At 70.8% G+C, this 22,249-nt stretch carries 12 protein-coding genes; 4 read left to right on the forward strand and 8 right to left on the reverse strand.

Annotation, left to right across the window (positions count from 1 at the left end):
- Positions 1–15 precede the first annotated feature (15 nt).
- The 4 genes from ACYVLJ_RS02710 to rsmI all read right to left on the reverse strand — a co-directional run bounded on the left by ACYVLJ_RS02710 (position 16) and on the right by rsmI (position 12,526).
- Entirely contained in the window at positions 16–504 is a 489-nt protein-coding gene (locus ACYVLJ_RS02710; RefSeq protein WP_460437624.1) for a hypothetical protein, read from the reverse strand.
- On the reverse strand, positions 483–7,283 hold the full coding sequence (locus tag ACYVLJ_RS02715) for an RHS repeat-associated core domain-containing protein (protein WP_460437625.1): 6,801 nt from the start codon (positions 7,281–7,283) through the stop codon (positions 483–485). The genes ACYVLJ_RS02710 and ACYVLJ_RS02715 overlap by 22 nt, the downstream gene beginning before the upstream one ends.
- 38 nt (positions 7,284–7,321) lie before the next feature.
- Entirely contained in the window at positions 7,322–11,473 is a 4,152-nt protein-coding gene (locus ACYVLJ_RS02720; RefSeq protein ID WP_460437626.1) for a LamG-like jellyroll fold domain-containing protein, read from the reverse strand.
- Positions 11,474–11,674: 201 nt separating this feature from the next.
- Positions 11,675–12,526, reverse strand: a complete 852-nt coding sequence (gene rsmI / locus ACYVLJ_RS02725) for a 16S rRNA (cytidine(1402)-2'-O)-methyltransferase (protein WP_460437627.1) — start codon at positions 12,524–12,526, stop codon at positions 11,675–11,677.
- A gap of 67 nt (positions 12,527–12,593) precedes the next feature.
- Between rsmI and ACYVLJ_RS02730 the strand changes: the two genes are divergently transcribed.
- Positions 12,594–14,162, forward strand: coding sequence for a dolichyl-phosphate-mannose--protein mannosyltransferase (locus tag ACYVLJ_RS02730; protein ID WP_460437628.1), 1,569 nt, complete (start codon positions 12,594–12,596; stop codon positions 14,160–14,162).
- A gap of 1 nt (position 14,163) precedes the next feature.
- On the opposite strand, the gene ACYVLJ_RS02735 is transcribed toward ACYVLJ_RS02730, so the two are convergent.
- Positions 14,164–14,877, reverse strand: coding sequence for an AraC family transcriptional regulator (locus ACYVLJ_RS02735; protein ID WP_460438001.1), 714 nt, complete (start codon positions 14,875–14,877; stop codon positions 14,164–14,166).
- A gap of 76 nt (positions 14,878–14,953) precedes the next feature.
- On the opposite strand from ACYVLJ_RS02735, the gene ACYVLJ_RS02740 reads away from it, so the two are divergent.
- Positions 14,954–15,523: a class I SAM-dependent methyltransferase gene (locus tag ACYVLJ_RS02740; protein WP_451968436.1), complete on the forward strand. Its 570-nt coding sequence runs from the start codon at positions 14,954–14,956 to the stop codon at positions 15,521–15,523.
- Here the strand turns inward: ACYVLJ_RS02740 and ACYVLJ_RS02745 are convergent.
- Positions 15,520–17,259, reverse strand: coding sequence for a serine/threonine-protein kinase (locus tag ACYVLJ_RS02745; protein ID WP_460437629.1), 1,740 nt, complete (start codon positions 17,257–17,259; stop codon positions 15,520–15,522). The genes ACYVLJ_RS02740 and ACYVLJ_RS02745 overlap by 4 nt on opposite strands.
- A 185-nt stretch (positions 17,260–17,444) precedes the next feature.
- Here ACYVLJ_RS02745 and ACYVLJ_RS02750 point away from each other — a divergent pair, with 185 nt between their 5' ends.
- Together ACYVLJ_RS02750 and ACYVLJ_RS02755 are read left to right on the forward strand one after the other, a co-directional pair.
- Positions 17,445–19,316, forward strand: a complete 1,872-nt coding sequence (locus ACYVLJ_RS02750; RefSeq protein ID WP_460437630.1) for a propionyl-CoA synthetase — start codon at positions 17,445–17,447, stop codon at positions 19,314–19,316.
- Positions 19,317–19,382: 66 nt separating this feature from the next.
- On the forward strand, positions 19,383–20,948 hold the full coding sequence (locus tag ACYVLJ_RS02755; RefSeq protein WP_460437631.1) for a beta-N-acetylhexosaminidase: 1,566 nt from the start codon (positions 19,383–19,385) through the stop codon (positions 20,946–20,948).
- Here the strand turns inward: ACYVLJ_RS02755 and ACYVLJ_RS02760 are convergent, their stop codons facing one another.
- Positions 20,949–21,545 (reverse strand): TetR/AcrR family transcriptional regulator, encoded by a 597-nt coding sequence (locus ACYVLJ_RS02760; RefSeq protein ID WP_460437632.1) that lies wholly within the window; start codon positions 21,543–21,545, stop codon positions 20,949–20,951.
- A complete protein-coding gene (locus ACYVLJ_RS02765) occupies positions 21,535–22,218 on the reverse strand; it encodes an MOSC domain-containing protein (RefSeq protein ID WP_460437633.1) in 684 nt (227 codons plus the stop codon). The genes ACYVLJ_RS02760 and ACYVLJ_RS02765 overlap by 11 nt, the downstream gene beginning before the upstream one ends.
- Between the last annotated feature and the right edge of the window lie 31 nt (positions 22,219–22,249).

The raw sequence follows: 22,249 nt of genomic DNA on the forward strand, positions 1-22,249 counted from the left end.
CGGCCGAGCCTTCGCTCAGCTTTCGATCCTTCCATCGTCGAGCCGTTCGGCCGCAGTGCTCGCGACGGTGACCTGCCCGTCCTGGAGACACTCGATCAGCACCTCGGCGACAGTCGCGTATAGCCAGAAGTGCGGTCCCGCCTCGAGTATCGCCCTCGCGTTCCGGACGACGACGTCGGCCGGCGCCAAGACCGTGGGCATGACAAGCGTGCCCCAGAAGATCGCCACGGGCTCCTCGGCCGAGGCAAACCGCGCCAACAGCTTTGTGGCCAGTGCCACCCAATCCGCCTCGTCATCGAACCACTTACGTTCGTCGTAGGCAGCTGCGTCCCAGTCGAGGGAACCACTTTCCAGCGCAGGAAACCGGTTCAGGCTGACGTCTTCGAGCTCGCGGCTGGCCACGTAGTCGAGAACTGATGCCATCGAGGTCTTCACAAAGGCAGGAAGCAGGTCGGGCCTCGTCCCGTAGGGAAGATCCTCATTCACGCGTTTCTCCGAAGCCACTGACTGATACTCGTGCCGGGGAAGGTAATGGCCCATTTCCGGACTGAAGCACCACGTCCGGTCATGACGTTGATGTGGGTCAGCTTCTTGGGATCGAAATCCAGACGCAACTCTCGGTACTCGCCGCCGCTGCGACCGGTGAAACCCGTGACCCGGCCCAGAGTCTCCTTGGCCGCACTGAGCCGACCGACCAACGGGGCTCGGCTGCCAAGATCGAGCGGCCCCACGATTTCCAACGCGGTGTTTCTGGCCTGCTCGAACGAACTGCGGTCCAAAGTGACCTCACTCCTGGGGTTTCCCGGATCGCACTCACATTTCGGCGAGTGTCCTTCGACAGTTCCGCCGCAGTTGTGGACCAGGACCGATGACCCGGCCGAGCCCACGTAGAAATCGTGGATCGCATCCACCGTGAGGTCGTAGACCGGCGCCACCTGCTCGAAGTGGCGAACCGACTTGACCTCGACCGACCGGCCATCAGCCGAGTGTAGGTGCTCGCCTGCGGTCAGCGAGCCGATCTCGACCCAGCCGGCTGCCTCTTCCACCCAGACGGGGTGCCAATCCGTCGCGACCAGCGTGCCGCCCGAGTCCAGGGTGATCTCGGTGCGCTGCCGCTCGTCACCGTGGACGAACGTGCCCACCACCTTGTGGGACTCCACAGCACCCGTCGACGGGTCCGTCGTCGTGACCACGTCGCCGTCGTGGACCTGCTCGATCGGCTTCGTCGAGCCGTCCACGAGGAGCACCTGTGTGCCCGCGACGAAACTGTGGGGCACCGGGCACGAGGCTCCGCTCTCGGCCGCTTCGGCGCCCTTGGCTTCCTCGGCCCCGTGCGCGACCTCGGACGTGGCCCGCTCCGCATCCGCGGCCGCGTTCGCGGCACGGTCCGCGTCGACCAGGGCCTTCTCCGTGTCGACGATGACCTTCTCGGCCTTCTCCACCTCCTTGCCGAAGGTGATCAGAGCGCGAGCGCCCTTCCAGAAGTCCGCGATGATCTCGCCGGCCTTCAGGATCTTGCCCCACGGGATGAAGTTGATGATCGTGCGGACGCACGCGCCGAACGCGCCCTGCGTTACGCAGTCCTTGATGTCGTCCCAGCCGATCAGTCCCTTGACGACCTCGCCCGCAGCCTCGACGAACACGTCCCACTTGGACTTCTTCACCACCTCCTGGGCCGCGCGGTAGTTGCCCATGTCGATGTTCGCGTCGTGGAGGGATCGGTCGTGCGCGTTCTTGTAGCTCGCCGACGCCGCCGGATGTCCCACCGTGTTGCAGTGGTTTTCCGCCCTCTGGGCGCAACTCGCGGCCTGCGGGGTGCCCTGGTTGCACAGCAAGCCGTCCGAGCCCATCGAATAGCAAGCCGACAAGCCTGACGGGTCGGATTCCGTTGCCGGTGCGTTGTTCGCGTACGCGTACGCGTTCAACGTCTGGGGCAGGTCCGGTGTCAGCACCGGGTCCGTCTTCGTGAACCGGCCCGTTGCCGGGTCGTAGTCGCGGGCTCCCAGGTGGGTCAAGCCCGTGGTGTCCTGGTAGCCGCCCACGAAACCGTGCTTGTCCGGCCAGGTCGACGTCTGGGCGCGGACGTTGCCGAACGGGTCCGTGTAGCGCTGCGTCGGCTGCAACGTTCCCTGTGTGATCGACAGGCCGTTCGTGCCGTGCAGGTCGCCCAGCATCCAGCGCAGGCCCGACGTTCCCACGCGCTCGGCCACCTGCGTGCCGCCGTGCGCGTAGTAGCGGATCGCCGTCGCGGCGTGGGTGCCGGCGGTCTGGAAGATCTCCAGGTCGCCGATCGACAGGGTCGCGCCCGTCGGGTCGTGGGCGATCAGGCGGTTGCCGTCCGCGTCGTAGACGTACGTGCTCGTCCCCGACGGGTCCGTCTCCTGCGCCGTGTGGCCTTCCGCGTCGTACGTGTACGTCTGCGTGTTGCCGCCGACGTTGCGGGTCTTGACCGAGCCCGCTTCGTCGTACGTGTAGCCCGTCGTCGACGTGCCGTTCGGGCCCGCCGCGTTCGTGCCCTGCAGTGCGTGCGGGCGGACCGCCGTCGCGCCCGATGCCGGGTACGTGTAGTTCGTCGTGACGTCGCCGGCCGCCTTGTGCTCGACCTGGGTCTTGCGGTTGCCCGTCTTGTCGAACGTGTACGTGTTCCAGTACGGCGCGGCCCCGCCCAGCGCGGACGCCGACTTCGCCGTGCCGCAGTCACCCGACGACGGCGTCCACGCGTCCGTCATCCGCTGCAGGTAGTCGTAGTCGAAGCACTGGATGTCGGCCGTCGCGCCGGCGGGCGTGTCCGCGATCTTGCGGACGTTGCCCGCCGGGTCGTAGGTGTACGTCCGCTTGGTCAGCTCGGGACCCACCTGGGTCTCGCGGCTCACCGTCGTGGTCTGCGGCCGCCGGGTGACCTGGTCGTACGTCTGCGTCACGCCGACGTTCGCCACCGACGTCGCGCTGTCCAGCTGCAGCGTCGACATCTCGTTGAGCGACGTGTAGCCGGTCGAGGAGACCAGGTCCGTGCGCGCGCCCGTCGTCGAGTCGAGCGCGTACGTCGTCGCGGGCAGGCCCAGGTCGGTGTAGGTGTGGACGACGTGCTCCTGGTGGAGGTTGCCCGCCGCCGGGCTCACCGTCTCCGAGACCGCCCCGGTCGCCGAGTACTTCGTGGAGAACTCGTACGTCCCTTTGAGGGCATCTTCCTTCGCGGGGATGTCCACGGCCGTCTTGGTCGGCCGGCTGAACGCGTCGTAGGCGACGACGCGGTTCGTGTAGCCGTCCGTGCCGTCCCAGCGGGTCGAGGACGCCGGGAGCCCGAGCCCGTGCAGCAGCGTGTCGTAGGTCCACGACGCCAGCTTCGGGCCGGTCTCCGAGCCCTGGTTCTCCTGGATCTTCCGGCCGAGCGTGTCGTAGGTGTAGACCAGCGTCTGGTTCCGGGCGTCCGTGGTCGTCTTGAGCTGCCCGGCCTGGTCGTAGGTGTAGGTCGAACGCCCGGCGTCGGGGTCGGTCTGCTCGATCTTGCGGCCGCGCAGGTCGTACTTCGTCGACCAGACGTTGCCCGAGGAGTCCTGGACCGACGTCTGCGCGCCGGCCGCGTTGTACGCGTACGTCGTGACGTCGGCGGGGTTCGCGCCGCCCGGCGTGTAGCCGTTGGTGTACTGCAGCCGCTGGACGGTCTGCCCCTGGGCGTCGGTGACCACTGTGGACGGCGAGCCGCCCGCGGGCGGGATCGTCGTGGTCCGCTCGCCGTCGTAGCGGGTGGTCGTGCGCCACTGCTCGGCGCCCTTGGACATCAGGATCGACGCCGTCGGCCGCGCCCGGCGGTCGTATTCGGTGACGGTCTGCGCCATCACGTCGTTGTCGGCGGCGCCGACGAGCGTCGCGTTCGGCCCCGACGCGTCGTTGTAGAACGGCGCGTTCGTCTTGAACTGCAGGCCGCGCGAGTCGTACAGGGTGTCGGCGATGATCCGGCCGCCGCCCTGCGCCGGGACCTGCGTCTGGCGGATCCGGCCGAGCTTGTCGTAGATCGTGTACGAGTCGGTGTAGGAACCGGTGTCCTGCAACGTCTTCGTGCGCACGTAGATCGGGCCGGTCTGGCTCTCCCCGTACTCGAAGGTCGCGCTCGCCGGCTGGCTCCGGGTCCGGCCCGGGTTCCAGACCGAGACCTTCCGGCCCAGCGCGTCGTAGTCGATGTCCGTCGTGACGCTGTTGACGTCGCTGGACGTCGTCGGGTTGCCGCGCGCGGGCTCGAGCGTCGTGGTCGACGTCCAGCCGAGCGGGTTGGTCGTCTTGACCTGGGTGACCGGGGCGCCGGTGAACTCGGTCTTGGTCAGGTTGCCGAAGACGTCCCGCGCCTCGGTTTCGCGGCCCAGGTCGTCATAGACGTTCTTCGCGGTGGCGACGTAGTGCTTGCCGGCCGCGTCCCAGGTGTCGAGGGTGTCCTGCTCGGTGATGTCGCCCTTGGTCGGCGGGTCCCCGATGGCCAGGTGGTCGTAGGCCACCTTGACGTCGGTGATGCTGTTCGCCGCGGTCTGGGTGCCGGCGCAGGTGCCGCCGAACATCACGACCTCGCTGGACCGGTCGAACATGCCCGCGGCGTTCGCGACGTACGTCGTGTTGGTGCAGGTGTCGTCGCCGGCGTCCGCCTGGTCGCCGAGGTCCTCGACCTGGGTGGTCATCCCGTTGTCGTTGAACTTCTTGTTCACCTGCGTGCGGCGGTAGGTCTTGCCGTCCGAAAGCAGCGTCCGGCCGCGGACCGACTGGGTGTCGATCATGTAGCCCTTGAGGCGCCCGTCGGCGCTGGTCGCCGTCGGGCCGCGCAGCCACGGGTCGTTGATCGAGGCGGAGTCGACGGTCCTGCCGTCGGCCAGCTTCGTCCGCGACTCGCGCAGGAAGCCCTGCAGCGGGTCGGCGTCGGTGATCGTGCCGTTGTCGGAGTCCGTGACCACCTCGCCGTCCATGCCGCGCAGGTAGAGGGACTCGGTGACGGTCTGCGTCGCGCCCGGCGCGCCGATCGACGTGGTCACGACGTTGTAGCCGCGCCACTGGTTCCAGGTGCGGCGGTCGTCCGGGGTGAACTGGCTGTCGTCGTAGTGCCAGGCCGCGCTGTCGGCCGGGTAGGAGTAGTGCGTCTCGACGGGGATCGCGTCCCCCGGCCCGTCGTCCTCGGTGACGTCGGTGACGACGTACTTGTGGAACCAGTCCAGCACCGGGTCCTTCGACTCGGGCGGGCTCCAGTACGAGGCGAAGCAGCGGTACTTGTCCGTCTGCGGCGACGCGGGCATCTTCGTGCCCGGCACGCAGTCCTCCGCCGAGTAGACCACGGAGATCCGGCTGCCGGTCTCGGTGCGGATCTCCTTGAGCCGGCTGCGGGTGATCGCCGCGTACTTGTCGCCGAGCGTGTCGACGCGGTTCGGGAAGACGTAGCGGTCGAACTCGGTCGGCGGCAACGTGATCGGCGTGGCGCCGGTCTTCCCGGTGTGCGTGATCGAGTTCAGCCACGGCGCGGGCGGGGCGTTGTCCCCCGAGCCCGGGTAGGACTGGACGAGGTCCCACTGGTCGATGTCGTGCGGGGTCGTGCCGGTGAAGTACTGGGTGCGGACCGCCGTCAGGCGCTTGCGGGTGAAGAAGGCGGGCGCGCCGTAGTCGCAGGTCGCGCCCTCGGCGCAGATCTGGTCGAACGGGACGTCCGGCCAGTGCGCCGCGTTCGCCGCCGTGAGCTTCGCCGGGGCGCAGTCGAAGGAGGCGTCCGGGATGCACCGCTCGGCCGTGTCGAACACGACCTGGTTCGTCGGGCCGCTGCCGTAGACGCTGCCGTCCTGCAGGCGCAGGCCGTACTCGACGCGCAGCGGGTAGCCGCCCGCGACGTAGGACGTGCCGGCCGAGGTGACGTTCAGGTTCAGCCCGTAGGAGTTCTTCTCCGGCTGGTAGTAGTAGCTGTTGACGTTGCCGTGCGGGTCGACGGAGTAGTCGAGGTTCCAGCGCCAGCCCTGCTGGCACCAGGAGTGCGCGAAGTCGCCCGCCTTGTAGCAGTCTTCGCCTTCGTTGTTGCCGAACACCGGGACCGTCCACGCGGACTGCGTCTCCGGCTTGCCGCTGGTCCAGCCCGGCAGGTGGTTGAGGCCGAAGTAGTACTGCGTGCCGTCGCCGGTGGTGACGCGCCAGTGCTGGCCGCGGGAGACGCCGTTCGCCGCCCCGGTCAGGAGCTCCACTTTGGACCCGTCGTCGCTCTTGGGCCGCCAGAGCGTGTCGCTGACCTTGATCAGCTGGGTCGACCGGCCGCCGAGGACGAGCGACGCGTTGTCGGGTCCCCAGCACTGGTCGCCGGTCTTCGTCTGGCCGTTGTTGCCGCCCAGGTCTTCGCTGCAGCCCTTGTAGTGGCGCTCGATGAAGCCACCCGGCGTGAAGTCCCAGCCGTCGCCGATCCACGACGCCTGGTTGTTGGTCGCCGACGTCAGGCCGTCGATGCTGCCCGAGGAGTAGCTCAGCGCGAGGTTCGGGGCCGCGCCGTTCGGGGCCTTCGGCGCCGCGAACGGGTAGCTGTAGGAGAAGTCGCCGCCCGAGCCGCCGCCGGACCAGTCCCCGGCCGCCGACAGCGGCATGGCCGTGGTCGACCCCGCGGAGCCGCTCGCCGTCGCCGCGGCGGCCAGCACCTGCGTCCCGCCGGCGGTCGCGACGTCCGCCGTGACCTGCTTCGCCTTGGCGTCGTTGGCCGAACCGGCGATCGGCGTGCGCTTGCGGCACTCCGGCTTGTCCGGTGTGGACAGTGCGCAGGCGGGCAGCGTGAACAGCCGGAGCCGGTCGCTCCAGCCGCCGCCGAAGGCGTTCGCGAAGCCGCTGTAGTCCAGTCCGACGTGCACCGGGCCGTCGGCGGCGCCGGTGACCGCAAGGACGACGCCGTCGAGCCCGAGCGCCTCGGCGGCCTTGTGGTCGGCGACCTTGACGTGCACCTTGGCGGGCTTCGCCGCGGCCGCCGCCCGCCCGAGCCGTACCGGGGTGTCGGCGGCGCGCAGCTGCTGCGCGGCGGGCGCCAGGTCGACGTCGGTGTCCTTCGCGGCGGGCCAGGCCGGCGGCGTGACGGGCGGCGTGCCGACCTTGATGTCGGGCAGCTTCCCGGTCACCACCGGGTGGACGGGAACGCTCTTGTCCTTCTGCCCCGGCGGCACCGACCAGCCGCCGGGAGCCGCGGCGGGCGCGGCGACGGCCGTTCCGCCCGAGGTGAGCATGACGGCCGCGAGCACCGCCGCGGTGACCCGGGACGACCGGCCCGACCGGGCCCATCTGGCACTTCTGCGCATGACGGATCTGCCTGTTCTGCGAAGTGGGTGGCGGAGGGCTAGGGGTGGTCGAGCACGACGTCGGCGCTGATGTGCTGCTGGTCGAGCACACCGCTGTAGACCCGGATGCCGCGGAGGTCGCCGTACCAGTGCCCCCCGCGCTGCCCGGCCCACTCGGTGGCCCCGAGCAGGAGACCTTCGAGAGGGTTGGCACCGTTCCAGCCGGTCACGTTCGGCTGGCAGTTCGGTGTGTACTGGTATTCGTCGGTGGCGGCGTAGAGGCAAGCCGTCTTGGTGACCGCGTCGTAGGTACCCGTCAGGTGGGTCCATTCGTTGTTCACCACGTCGGCGGGCGAGAGGACGAAGTACGCCTGGGGCGACGCCGGGGTCGCCGTCGACTGCGGCAGCGTCCACTGCCACCGCGGGTGGTAGACGCCGTTGGCGTCCTTCGTGTCGGCGTTGTAGCCGAGCATGTAGGGCGAGAAGGTCGCCGAATCGACCGAGACGGCCTGCCGCCCGGGGCGGTCGACGCCGCCGCTGGAGGGATCCGCCTGTGCCGCGGCCGCCGCGTCGGCGGCCGTCCACCGGTGCTTCACCCAGGCCTCGACCGTGAAACTCCGGTCACTGCGCAGGTTCTGCGGGCGTTGTCCGGTCAGCTGGCCGGTCCACGAGTTGTCGAAGCGGGCGACGTTCGCGCCGTCGTCGTCGGTGGTCATCGTGACCCCGCCCGCCGGCGTCGCCGACGAGCCGCCCACGCCGTCTGCCGTCGTGCCGTCGAGCTGGTAGTTCGCCCGCAGCACCGCCGTGTTCGCGAGCCCGGCGACTTCGGCCGCGGGCAGCGCCCGGTCCCAGACCTGGACCTGGTCGATCGAGCCCTTGTAGGCACCCAGGTTCTGGTCGGCGACCTTCCCGACGGTGAACGGGCCGGTGCCGCGCCAGGTGGTTCCGGCGGCGATGGACACCTCCGCGACCAGCGCGCCGTCGAGGTAGCACCGCTCCTTCCCGGTCACCGCGTCGTAAGTTCCCGTCACGTGGGTCCACACGCCCACGTGGGACGCGATCGACCCGGTCGCCCACCGCCAGCCGGCGGCGGTGGGGTCGCCGGTGTCGGCGGCGCTGATCCCCATGCCGACGTTGAGGTCGGACATGCTGAGCTGGAAGGCGTTGCCCTTGGTGCCCATCTGGGCGGCCAGCGTGTAGAAGTTCGCGTCCGCCGGCTTGATCCACGCCGAGACCGAGAAGCTCTGGCTGCTGTCCACCACCGGCGCCGACGTGTCGGCGTAGCCGGGGCCCGCGTCCACCAGTGCCTGGCCGCTCGAGTGGCCGATGCCGTCCTCGGTGGCCGACTGGGCGGCCGAGTCCGAATAGCCGGAACCGTAGGTGACGTTGTGCGTGGTCAGCGTGTTCTCGGTGCCGGTGGCGTCCCGGGTGTCACCGTCCAATGTGTACTCACGCGCCGCGGACAGGCCCGCCGGGACGCCGTTGGCGCCGTACAGGGTGCCGACCTCCGCCGCGGACAGGGCGCGGCCGAAGACCGCCGCCTCGTCGATCGCGCCCTTCGTCAGGTACGTGCGGACGCCGCCCCACTTCGCGCCGCCGAGCACCAGGGGGCCGGTCACGTTGGCCGCCGTCGCGGACACCGTCTGCTGGAGGGCGCCGTCGACGTACAGCGCGGCGGTGTGCGCGGTCGCGTCGTAGACCCCCGTGAGGTGGGTCCAGGTCCCGGTGGCCGGCGCGGCCGTGGACACGGCCGACGTGACCGCCGGGTTCGCGACGTCCGAGCCGCTCAGGCTGAACGCCCACTTGCCCGTCGACAGGGCCTGCAGCGCGAACCCGCTGGCCTGGTCGCCGTCCTGGGAGAGGACGGTCCGCTGGCCGGTCAGGTCGGCCGCGTTCACCCACGCCGAGACGGAGAACGACTTGGTGGTGTCGACGATCCGGGCCGGCGTCGCGAAGTAGTCGCCTGCCTGCCCGCTGAGCGTCGCCGCCTGGCCGAGCTTGCCGGTGGCGAAGGTGCCGGTGCCGGCACCCGCGTAGCGCAGGCCGGTGACCTGCGAACGGCCGTCGCCTTCGAACTGCCAGGACGCGACCGGGGCCGAGGCGTCCTTCACGAGGAAGGAGTAGTCGACGCGGTTCGACGGCGTCTTCGCCCGGTTGCACGACCACACGCTGAGCACGTGCGCACCCGAGCTGCCGGGCGCGATCGCCGTGGTACCCGGCCCGTTGAGGGCCTTCGGCTTCACCGTTCCGGCCTCGGTGCCGTCGCAGCTGGGCGCGGCCGTGTTGTCCAGGCGCCAGACGTAGTGGTCGACCGGGGCCGCGGTGCCCGCCGCGGTGAAGGTGAAGTCACCGGCGCGGCCGGGACCGCCGCCGTAGGTGCCGGAGGGGTAGGTCTGCGAAGCCACGCCGGGCGCCGCCGGGGCGGTCAGCTCGATCTCGACCTCGCACGGCACCGCCCACGCGGTGTCCTTCCCGTCGGTGGCGTGGACGTCCCACGAGTAGAAGCCGTCGGCGTTCAGCTCGTCCTTGGGCAACGTCGTGACCGCGTTGCGGTTCGCCTGGTTCGCATCGCTCAGGATGTTGTCCGAGCCGAACTCCCGGCCGTCCCAGCTGTAGTGGCCCGACCCCTGGCTGACGAGTCCCTTGTAGATGCGGAACCGGGCGTCCAGCGCGTAGCCGTCCGGGTCGGAGACGTTGGCGCGGGTGACGTAGCCGGTGCTGGTCGGCCCGAGCACCGGCCGCGAAGCGCCCTGGACGCACGGGAAGGACTGCGTGCCGTTGAAGATGGCGAGGTTCTTCGGCTGGTTCGGCGGCGAGTTGTAGGTCACCGAAAAGCCGACCTGCGGCGAGTAGCGCTTCCACGTCGCCTGGTCGCCTTCGTCCGGCGAGACGATGCCGAAGGTCCACGTCGGCGAGTTGCCGCTGACCGCACTCGCGATCGTCGACGTGATGTCAAAGCTCGTATTGGTGGGGCAGCCCACCACCGTCGCGACGGTGTTCCACCACGGCGGCGCGCTGTTGAACGTCATCCCGGCCGAGATCGCGCCGGCCCAGACCACGTTGTTGTTCGCACCGCAGTTGCCGGGGTTGGTCAGGCTCAGGTTCAGCTGCGCGCCGTAGATCTTCTTCCCGGCGAGGCCGCCCAGGTTCATCTCGACGAACGAGCGGGCCGTGACCAGGTGCCCGCTGCAGCTCGAGCGGGTGTCGTAGAAGTAGCCGGCGCGGAGGTTGTCGTCGCTGTCCCACACCGCGTCGCCCGGCGTCTTGTTCGCGCCGCAGGCGTACTGGACGAGGTAGTGGTTGCGGCCGCAGGCCTGGCAGTACATGTCGTGCCAGGTCGGGTCGACGTAGACCGGGTAGACGGCGTCGGCCGCGGTGAGCAGCTTCTGGTTCGGGGTCAGGGTCAGTTTCGTGCCGGCAAGGTCGACACCGACCGTCGCCTGGTGGCCGCCCGGGGCCGGGCCACGGACGAAGTCGCGACCGTCGGGGTCGAAGCCCGAGGAGTCCCACATGGTCGCGGGCGGCGCGGTGAACTTCTCGTCGCCGGCGGCGTTGCGGACGTGGAGCGTGCCGTCGGCGTCCTTCGTGACCTTGCCGTTCTGCACGGGCAGCCCGAACCCCAGCGTCGCAACGTTCTTCGCCGCCTCGGGCGTCTTGACGACGACGACCTCGTGCACGGTGTCGAGGTCGACCTGGACCCGCAGGTCGACGCCGGGCAGGACCTCGGGGTAGGTCGCGGTGGAGCCGTCGACGACCGGCGCGGGCAGCGCGGCCGGCCAGTCGAACCCGGCCGACGTGCCGTCGCGGGTCAGGCGCAGCAGGGGCTGCGCGCCCACGGCCTTCGCCGCGCGCTGCTTGCCCGCGGAAAGCGTGATGCCGGTCGTCGCGGCCTTGGGGGCAACGACGCCGTCCTTCGCCACCAGCGTGGAATCCGGGGTGACCCAGGCACCGTCCTGCTTGACCCGCACGGGCCGGACGTGGCGGGTGGTGGTGAAGGTGCCGTCCGGGTTGGCGAACGTCTCCGCGGTTTCGGTGGTTTCCCCGGTGACCTGGACGCGTTTGCGGCCCTGGCCCGCGAACCGCGCGGCCGTCGCCTCGTCGGGCGCGGTGTCCGGCACCTGCGCGACGGTGTCGGCCGCGGCGGCCGGCGGGCGCAAAAAGGCCGTGGCGGGAAGGATCCCGAACGCCACGGCCAGCACGAGGAAAAGCACGCCACGTCTGGATCTCAGGCGCGATGCACCCACGAAAGAAGCCACTTGGAGAATCCCCTCACTCCGCAGCCGGACAACCCGCACTGCGCCCAGCAGTACGATTGCCGAAGATCGACTGATCCGGTAGCGGCCGAATGGCTTAATCCGGATCTCACATCGATCACTTACGACAAACCGGACATTTCCGTTTTGTCGTAAGGACTACTTCGCCTGACGGGCAACGAGAACGGCGTCGTAAAGCTCCTTTTTGGACACTCCGGCCGCCGCCGCGACCTCCGCCGCCGCCGACTTCAGGCGCTCCCCCGAGGCCACTCGGTCGGCGACCTCGCCGACGAGGTCCGCCACCGAAACCGACCGGGGCGCCGCGCCTTCCAGCACCACGGTGATCTCCCCGCGCACCCCGTCTGAAGCCCACGAAGCCAGCTCCGCGAGAGAGCCGCGCTTCACCTCTTCGTACGTCTTCGTCAGCTCGCGGCACACGGCGGCGCGCCGGCCCTCGCCCAGCATCGAAGCCGCGTCGGACAGCAGCGACGCCAGCCGGTGCGGGGATTCGAAGAAGACCGCCGTCCGCGGTTCGTCGCGCAACGACGTGAGCCACCGGGTCCGCTCACCCGGCTTGCGCGGCGCGAAGCCCTCGAAACAAAAGCGGTCACACGGCAAACCGGACAAAGCGAGCGCCGTGGTCACCGCGGACGGGCCGGGCAGGCACGTCACCGGGATGTCCGCGGCGACGCACGCCGACACCAGGCGGAACCCCGGATCGGACACACTGGGCATCCCGGCGTCCGTCACGAGCACGACCGTCTCGCCCGCGTGTAACGATTCGAGCAACTTGGGCAGGCGTGCCGTCTCGACGTCTTCGTAGAAGCTCACCACCCGCCCGCGCGGGGTCACCTCCAGCGCCGAGGCCAGCGAGCGGAACCGCCGGGTGTCCTCCGCCGCGATGACGTCGGCTTCCGCCAGCGCTTCCGCCAGGCGGGGGGAGGCGTCGCGGACGTCGCCGAGCGGCGTCGCCGCCAGGACCAGGCGGCCGGGAGGAACCGGTGAGCTCACCCGCCCAGCCTAGGCTGATCAGCGGATCCGGACGACGCACGCCCTGCCCCGCCCGTAGGATCGCCCCGTGACCGCCGTGCTGACCCGTCCCGACGACGAAAGCGTCCGGCCGGACCCGGTCGAGGCGCTCCGGCCGCCGACCGACCGCGAAGCGACCCTGCTCGGCCGAGGCATGCCGACCGACCGGCTGCGCGGCTGGGTCGTCACGATCGTCCTGACCGTGATCGGCGGCATCGTCCGGCTGCAGAACCTCGGCGTGCCGACCGACAAGGGCAGCCCGGTCTTCGACGAGAAGCACTACGTGCCGCAGGCGTGGCAGATGCTGCGCAACGGCGGTTACGAGGACAACTACGGCTACGAGCTGGTCGTCCACCCGCCGCTGGCCAAGCAGCTGATCGCGATCGGCGAATGGCTGTTCGGCTACAACGGCTGGGGCTGGCGGATCGTGCCCGCGCTGGCCGGCACGCTGATGGTGCTGCTGACCGTCCGCGTCGCCCGCCGCCTGACGCGCTCGACGCTGCTCGGCGGCATCGCCGGCATCCTCGTGATCAGCGACGGCGTGCTGCACCTGCAGTCGCGCATGGGCATGCTCGACATCTTCATCGCGCTGTTCGTGCTGGCCGCGTTCGCCTGCCTGCTCGTCGACCGCGACCAGGTGCGCGCCCGGCTCGCGACGGCGGTCCGCGAAGGCTGGGTCAACGAGTCCGAATGGGGCCCCAAGCTGGGCTTCCGCTGGTGGCGGTTCGCGACCGGGCTGATGATCGGGCTTACCTTCGGCGTCAAGTGGTCGGCGCTGTACTACATCGTCGCGTTCGGGCTGCTGTGCGTCGGCTTCGACGTCGCGGCGCGGCGCGCGGCCGGCGTCGAACGGCCGTGGCTGGGCACGATCCGCCGGGACGTGCTGCCGGCGTTGTGGTCGATCCTGCTGATCCCGTTCCTGATGTACCTCGGCGCGTACTGGGCGTGGTTCGCCAGCGAAACGGCGACCGACCGGCACTACACCGAGATCAAGGACATCGCGCCCGGGATCTGGTCGTGGGTGCCGGCGTCGCTGCGGTCGCTCGGCGACTACACGGCGAACGTCCTGCACTTCCACGAAACGCTGGTCACGCCCAAGGACAACCCGCACCCGTGGGAGTCGAAACCCTGGACGTGGCCGATGGGCCTGCGCCCGATGCTCTACAGCTACGACGGCGACGTCACCGGCTGCGGCGAGTCCCGCTGCGTCAGCGCGACGATGCTGATCGGCACCCCGGCCATGTGGTGGCTGGCGATCCCGATGCTGGGCTGGGCGACGTGGCGTTCGTTCTTCCGCGCGGACTGGCGCTACGCGGCCGTGCTGGTGGGCTACCTCGGCGGGTACGTCTTCTGGTTCACCAACATCGACCGCCAGATGTACTTCTTCTACGCGACCCCGCTGGCCGCGTTCCTGGTGCTCGGGCTGACGTTGTGCCTGGGCCAAGTCCTGGGCAGTGCCCGGCGCGGGTTCGAGAGACGCGGGACCGGTCTGCTCGTCGTCAGCCTGTACGTCGGGCTGGTGGTGGCGAACTTCGCCTGGCTGTGGCCGATCCTGAACGGCGTCGCGATCACGACCGGCCAGTGGGAGGCCGAGCGCTGGCTGCCCTCCTGGCGGTAGCTCAGCCGGCGAAGTACGCCCCCGGCGTGACCCCGACAGCACGCCGGAACGCCGCCACGAAAGCGCTTGCGGAGCTGTAGCCCACCCGGTGCGCCACGGTCTCCATCGCCGCGCCCTGGGCCAGCAACGGCAGCGCTGCCCGGAGCCGCACCTGGGTGCGCCACGTGCCGAACGGCATCCGGCACTCGCGCACGAAGATCCGGGCCAGCGTCCGCTCGGCCGCGCCGACGTCACGGCCCAGCTCCGCCAGGGTCCGCGGGTCGGCCGGGTTCGCCAGCACCGCCCGCTCGACGTCGCGGGCGCGCGGGTCGGCCGGGGACGGCACCACGATCGGGACCACGTCGAGCGGCTCCAGCAGGTCGAACGCCACCGCCTCGGCACGCAGGCGGGCCTCCGGGCCCACGCCGTCGCCGGTCAGGTACTCCAGGAGCTCGCGCAGCAGCGGCCGGACCGCCACCAGCCGCGGCTCGGGCCACGACACCGGGGACAGCGCCGGGTCCGCGTAGATGCCCCGCAGGGCGGCGCGGCCGAGGGCCCCGGTGCGGTGCCGGAGGCCGGCCGGGAGCCACAGGGCGCGCGTCGGCGGGAGCACCCAGCCCGCGTCGCCCGCCTTGACCGCGACGACCCCGCGGGCCGACCAGACCAGCTGGTGCACCGGGTGCTCGTGCCACGGGAACCAGGTGCCGGCGGGCAGGTCGACCTCGCCGAGGAGCATGGCCTGGCTGTTCGGCGACATGACTTGGCAGGCTATCGGCTACCGGCCACGCGCGCGCCGAAATAGCGTCGGACGCATGCCGATGAACCTGATCCACCGCAAGATCTGCAGCTCGGACAAGTGGGCGGCGACCGTCGAAGAGCGCCTGACCCCGTGGCTGGCGGGCCGTGACCTGGGCGACGACGTGCTCGAGATCGGACCCGGCTTCGGTGCCACCACGAAGGTGCTGCTCGGCGCCGTCCCGAAGCTGACCGTGCTGGAGATCGACCCCGCGTCGAGCGAGCTGCTGCGGGCGAAGTTCGGTGACCGCGCCGACGTCGTCGAGGGCAGCGGCGCCGAGATGCCCTTCGACGACGGCCGGTTCTCGGCGGTCGTCTGCTTCACGATGCTGCACCACGTGCCGACCCGGCGGCTGCAGGACGCGATCTTCGCCGAGGCCGCGCGGGTCCTGCGCCCGGGCGGCACGTACTGCGGCAGCGACGGCCAGCTCAACCTGAGGTTCCGCCTGCTGCACCTCGGCGACACGATGAACGTCGTCGACGCGGCGACGTTCCCGGCCCGCCTCGAGAAGGCGGGCTTCGAGCAGGTCGACGTCCGGCTGGAGCCGAAGCAGCTGGTGCTCTTCTCGGCGGTGAAGCCCGGCTAGCGGTGGTGCGGCTGGCGTGGAACGACGCGGGTGACCGGGCCGTCCGGCGACTTGCCCGCCCGCGACAGCCAGCCCTCGACCTCGCGGCGCACCGCGTTGAGCGTCGGACGACGGCGTGGCTCGGGGTCCAGCGACGCCGCCAGCAGCCGCGCGTGGGCGCTTCGCTGCGGCAGCCGCGACACCGGTTCGGCGCGGGCCGCGGCCATCAAGGCCGCCATGGGCGTCTCACGGGTTCCGCGCGGGGGCTGGCCGGACAGCGCGTAGCTGATCGTCGCCGCCAGCTGCCACGCGTCGGACGCCGGCGACGCCGCCGAGCCCATCGCCTGCTCCGGGGCCACGAAGTCCGGCGTGCCGATCATCATGCCGGTCGCCGTCATCTTCGAGTCGCCCTGGCTGCGGGCGATGCCGAAGTCGATCAGGTGGGCCAGGCCGCTCGGGTCGAGGATGACGTTCGACGGCTTGATGTCGCGGTGCAGCACGCCCTTCTCGTGCGCCGCGGCGAGCGCGCCCGCCATCGTCGCCCACAGCCGACCCGCCGCGACGTCGTCGAGCGGGCCCTGGCCGTCGACCAGCTCGGCCAGCGGCCGGCCTTCGAGGTACTCCATGACCAGCGCGAGCCCGTCCGGCTCCTCGGCCAGGTCGTACACCTTGACGCAGTTCGGGTGGCTGACCACGGCCAGCGCGCGGGCCTCGCGCTGCATGCGCTCGGCGGTGTCGCGGTCCGGCGCGTGCGCGATCTTCAGCGCGACCGTGCGGTTCAGCTGGGTGTCGACGGCCTGCCAGACCGTGCCGAACCCGCCCGCGCCGAGCTGCTTGACGCGCCGGTAGCGGCTGCCGCCGGCGTTGCGCGAGCCGGGTGGCGGCGGGACCGGGCCGGGGGCCGCGGCCAGCGCCCCGGCCATCGGGGGCTCCGGCGCGGACGCGAGCGCCGTCTTCGGGTACGGCTTGTTGACCGGGGGCGGCGGAGGCGGCGGGGTCGGCCGCGGCTGGACCTGCGACGGCGGCGGCCGGTACGGCTCCTGCTCACGCCGCGGCGGGGCGTCCGAGCGGTTGATCACCGACCACGGCGGCGGCCCGACCATCGCGACCGGGATCAGCCCCAGCACGCTGAACGGCAGGAAGCCCAGCCAGAAGTGCAGCGCGGTGTTGGCCTCCATGCCGACGCTGAACACGATCATCGCGGCGAACGGGATCCAGAAGAACCGCGACGGCCACTTCGGGCCGCGGCGGAAGGCCGTGCGGCCCTGCAGCATGACGAACAGCAGCGAGCCGCCGAACAGCACGATGAAGGCGATCAGGTAGACGAAGAACGGGATTTCCTTCCCGCTCCGGGCGAAGAGCACGTCGTAGACGGTCTGGCCGCCGCCGAGGTACTCCTTCTGGTTGTCCACCCAGCAGCCGCCGGCGCTGTTCAGCGTCCCCAGCTCGGTCTTGGACAGGCCGGACTTCTCGCCCGTGAAGGCGGCGCGGTAGACGCCCGACACGCCGTTGGACAGCAGCCACGGCAGCACCAGCGTGCTGAGCAGGCCGATCACCCCGAAGACACCCAGCGTCGTCGCGTCGTAGCGGTTGCCGGTGCCCTTCCGGATGATCGACACGACCAGCGCGCCGATCGGCGGCAAGAGCGCTACGAGCGCGCCGGCCGCACTCGTGGCCCAGACCCAGTCGCCGGGGCAGAAGCCCGGGCCGAACAAGGAATGGGCTAGCGAGAGCAACGCGCTCGCGAGTCCGTTCACCGCCGGGCTCCCCTCACTGTCCGTGTTCTCTTCGTACCGCCTTGCGGCGTTTTCCCGCAGTCCAGCTTAGGACGCAGCCGGGCGCCGCGAGGTTGCCGGGTCTTCAGCCTGCCCGGAATCCGGCGAGCCCGCCGCCCCCGGGTCATGATGGGGTCGGCGAGACGTTCGACGCGAAGGAGCGGGGCATGGGCGCGTACTCCGAGGCCTACCGGCGGAGCCTGACCGAGCCGGACGTGTTCTGGCTGGCCGCGGCCGGGAAGATCAGCTGGACGAAGGCACCGGAACGGGCGCTCGACGACTCGAACCCGCCCTTCTACCGGTGGTTCCCGGACGCCGAGCTGAACACCTCGTACAACGCGCTCGACCGGCACGTCGAGGCCGGCCGCGGCGGCCAGGCCGCGTTGATCTGGGACTCGCCCGTGACCGGACGGCACCGCGTTTACACCTACGAACAGCTCCGCGACGAGGTCGCGCGGTTCGCCGGTGCGCTCAGCTCCCTGGGCGTCACGAAGGGTGACCGCGTCATCGTCTACCTGCCGATGGTGCCCGAAGCCGCGATCGCGATGCTGGCTTGCGCGCGGATCGGCGCGGTGCACTCGGTGGTCTTCGGCGGCTTCGCGCCGAAGGAGCTGGCGGCGCGGATCGAGGACGCGAAACCCAAGGTCGTCCTGGCCGCGTCCTGCGGCATCGAGCCGACGCGCGTGGTCGAGTACAAGCCGATCATCGACGCCGCGCTGGGGATGACCGAGCACCAGCCGGAGCACGTCGTCGTGCTGCAGCGCGACCAGGCGCCGGCCGAACTGGGCGACCGCGACCTCGACTGGCACGAACTCGCCGAGGGCGCCACCCCGGCCGACCCGGTCCCGGTCGCGGCCACCGACCCGCTGTACATCCTCTACACGTCCGGGACGACCGGGAAGCCGAAGGGCGTCGTGCGCGACACGGGTGGCCACGCCGTGGCGCTGGCCTATTCGATGGACGCGATCTACGACGTCCACGCGGGCGACATCTGGTGGACGGCCTCCGACGTCGGCTGGGTCGTCGGGCACTCCTACATCGTGTACGCGCCGCTGCTGGTCGGCGCGACGACCGTGCTGTACGAGGGCAAACCGGTCGGGACACCGGACGCGGGCGCGTTCTGGCGGGTCATCGCCGAGCACGGCGTCCAGGCCCTGTTCACCGCGCCGACCGCGCTGCGGGCCATCAAGAAGGTCGACCCCGACGCGCGTGAGCTGGAGAAGTACGACCTCAAGGCGTTCAAGACGCTCTTCATGGCCGGCGAGCGCCTCGACCCGGAGACCTACCACTGGGCGCACGAGAAGCTCGGCACGCCGGTGATCGACCACTGGTGGCAGACCGAGACCGGCTGGCCGATCGCGGCCAACCCGCGCGGCCTCGAGCCGATGGACGTCAAGGCCGGCTCGGCGACCAAGCCCGTCCCCGGCTGGGACGTCCGGATCCTCGACCAGGCCGGGGCGGAGCTGCCGGCCGGGCGCGAAGGCGCCATCACCGTGAAGCTGCCGCTGCCGCCGGGGTCGCTGACGACGCTGTGGGGCGACGACGAGCGCTACCGCCAGGCCTACCTCTCGCGGTACGACGGCTACTACCTGACCGGCGACTCCGGCTACGTCGACGAAGACGGCTACCTGTTCGTCATGGGCCGCACCGACGACGTCATCAACGTCGCCGGCCACCGGCTTTCGACGGGTTCGATGGAGGCCGTGCTGGCGTCGCACCCGGCCGTCGCCGAGTGCGCCGTCATCGGTGTCGCCGACCAGCTCAAGGGCCAGCTGCCCCGCGGGTTCGTCGTCCTGAAGGCGGGCCAGGACATCCCCGAGGAGCAGCTGCGCGACGAGCTCGTGGCCATGGTCCGCCGCGACATCGGCCCGATCGCCGCGTTCCGCGACGTGTCCATTGTGGACGCTTTGCCGAAGACGCGGTCCGGGAAGATCCTGCGCAAGACCATGCGCGCGATCGCCGACGGCCGCGACGAGGCCGTGCCCTCGACGATCGAGGACCCGAGCGTGCTCGAAGCCATCCGGAAGGCCCTTCGTTAAGGACTGTTCCAAATGCCGCGGCTGGTCTGTACCTTTGGACGGGAGTCCCCGACCGGAGGTGCCCCGATGCGCTTGTCCAGAGCCGTCCTGACCGCGGCTGTCGTGAGTCTCACGGCAGCCGGCCTGCCCGCCTCGGCGGCGGCCGCCCCCGCCACCGCGGAACGCAGCGTGACCGACGTCGTCCCGGCGCCGGTCTCCGCCAAGGCCGACCCGAGAGGCGACTTCAAGCTGACGCCGTCGACCGTGATCGCCGCCGACCGCGGCGCCGGCCAGGTCGCGGACTACCTGCGCGGCCTGCTGCGCCCGGCCACCGGCTACCCGCTGCCGGTCGTGCCGCGCGCGGGCGGTGCGCCGGCGATTTCGCTGCGGCTCGGCCACGACCCCCGGATCGGCACCGAGGGTTACGAGCTCAAGGTCGCCCGCGACGGCGTCACGCTGACCGCCAACACCGCCGACGGCCTCTTCGACGGCGTCCAGTCGCTGCGGCAGCTGCTGCCGTCGGCGATCGACGCGAAGCGCGTCCAGCACCGGGCGTGGCCGGTTTCCGGTGGCACGATCCTCGACTACCCGCGCTTCGCCGAGCGCGGCGCGATGCTCGACGTCGCCCGGCACTTCTTCAAGCCCGACCAGGTCAAGCGGTACGTCGACCAGATCGCCCAGTACAAGGTCAACACGCTGCACCTGCACCTGGCCGACGACCAGGGCTGGCGCATCGAGATCAAGAGCTGGCCGAAGCTGGCGACGGTCGGCGGCAGGACGGCCGTCGACGGCGACCCGGGCGGCTACTACACCCAGGCGCAGTACCGGGACATCGTCGCGTATGCGGCTTCGCGGCACATCACGGTGATCCCGGAGATCGACATGCCGGGCCACACGAACGCGGCCCAGTCGACGTACGCGGAGCTGAACTGCGACGGCAAGGCCGTCCCGGTCCGCACGGACACCGAGGTCGGCTACAGCTCGCTGTGCATCTCCTCGCCGGTCACGTACAAGTTCGTCGAGGACGTCGTGCGCGAACTGGCGGCCATCACCCCCGGCCCGTACCTGCACATCGGCGGCGACGAGGCGCACTCGACGCCGCCCGCGGACTACGTCGCGTTCGAGAAGAAGGTGCAGCCGATCGTCGCCAAGTACGGCAAGAGGGTCACCGGCTGGCACGAAATCGCGAAGTCGGACCCGCCCGCGTCGGCGGTCCCGCAGTACTGGGACTTCGGCGGCGACAACCCGAGCGTCGCGGCCGCCGCCGCGCGCGGCAGCAAGATCCTGATGTCGCCGGCGAACTTCGCGTACCTGGACATGAAGTACACCGAGCAGACGCCGCTGGGCCAGGACTGGGCCGCGCTGATCGAGGTTCGCGACGGCTACAACTGGGATCCCGCGTCGCTGGTCACCGGTGTCGGCGAGAGCCAGGTCGCGGGCGTCGAAGCGCCGCTGTGGACCGAGACGATCCGCACCAGCGCCGACATCGAGTACATGGCGTTCCCGCGCCTGCCGGGCATCGCGGAGATCGGCTGGTCCCCGAAGTCGACGCACAATTGGGACGCCTACCGCGCGCGGCTGGCCAAGCAGTCCCCGCGCTGGGCGGCCCAGGGCGTCAACTTCTACCGCAGCCCGCAGGTCGACTGGAAGTAGCTACGAGCCGGCCAGGCGCGCCCGGATCGCGCGCCTGGCCAGTTCGTACGCCTGGGTGCCGCCGTTGAGGACGGCGTCCGCGTTGGCCGCGCGGCCCAGCGCGTGCAGCTCGAAGGCCAGGACTTCGGCGTCGGTGCCGAGGTGGCCCAGGGCGACGGCCTCGTGGCAGGACTCGCGGATGAAAGCGGCGAACGACCCGCTCGCCGCCGCCACCGCGTCGTGGACCCGGCCCGGGCGCGCGTCGAACTCCGCGCCGACGTTGAAGAAGAAACACCCACCGGGAAAGACGCGCTTCTCCGAGTAGTCCAGCCAGTTCTCGCAGATCGCCCGCAGCCGCGGCAACCCCGGGCCGACGTCGGCGGAGGGCGTGACGACGTGCGAGCGGAAGATCTCCAGGGCGGCTTCGATCGTCGCCAGCTGGAGGTCCTCCTTCGAGCCGAACAGGGCGAAGACACCGCTCTTGCTCAGCTCCAGCTCGGTGGCGAGCCGGCCGAGGGAGAGCCCCTCCAGGCCGTCGACCGACGCGACGTCCACCGCCCGGCGCAGCACCAGGCGGCGGGTCGCGTCGCCGCGGGCGAGGCGGCCGTCAGCCGGCACGCCGGGCCCGCCAGCGGTCCACAGTGGACTGGACGCCCACGCTCCACGACGGCGACAGCGCCGGGGTCGCCAGGATGCGGTCGGCGAGGTCCAGCGCCGCCTCCGCGCGCTCCGGCGGCAGCTGGCCGTAGTTCGCGAAGGAGATCACGTACACCTCGGCGATCGTCGGCGCGTCCGCGCGCTCGACCAGCTCGATCGCGCCCGACGTCGGCACCGTGCCCGGCCGCAGCACGCGCAGGTACCAGCCGCTGCGGCCGGAGTCGATCATCAGCGGCGTGACGTCCTTGCGGCCGGTCTTCATCGCGAGCTTGAAGCACGGCGACCGCGGCTGCGAGACCTGGACGAGCGCGTCGCCCCAGGACCAGACGTCGCCGATGCGCACGTCGTCCTCGGTGACGCCGCTCAGCGAGACGTTCTCCCCGAAGTCGGCGACCGCCACGGACAGCCCGTCTTCGCGCCAGGCCGCGTAGTGCTCGGCCGGGTAGACGTAAACCGCTTTGTCGACCCCGCCGTGCACGGTCAGGTCGGCCTGCCGGTCGCCGTCGAGGTTCAGCTCGGTCAGCTTCAGTTCCGGCGCGGCGACACGAGCCTTCGTGATCGCGCTCAGCACCGGCAGTTCGCGCCGGTGACCCAGGACGCTCGGTTCCCCCACGTAAACGCTGTCGACGTTCATGCGGCCGAATATAGCACGACCGTTCGTATAC

The sequence above is a fragment of the Amycolatopsis stemonae genome (assembly GCF_054781455.1).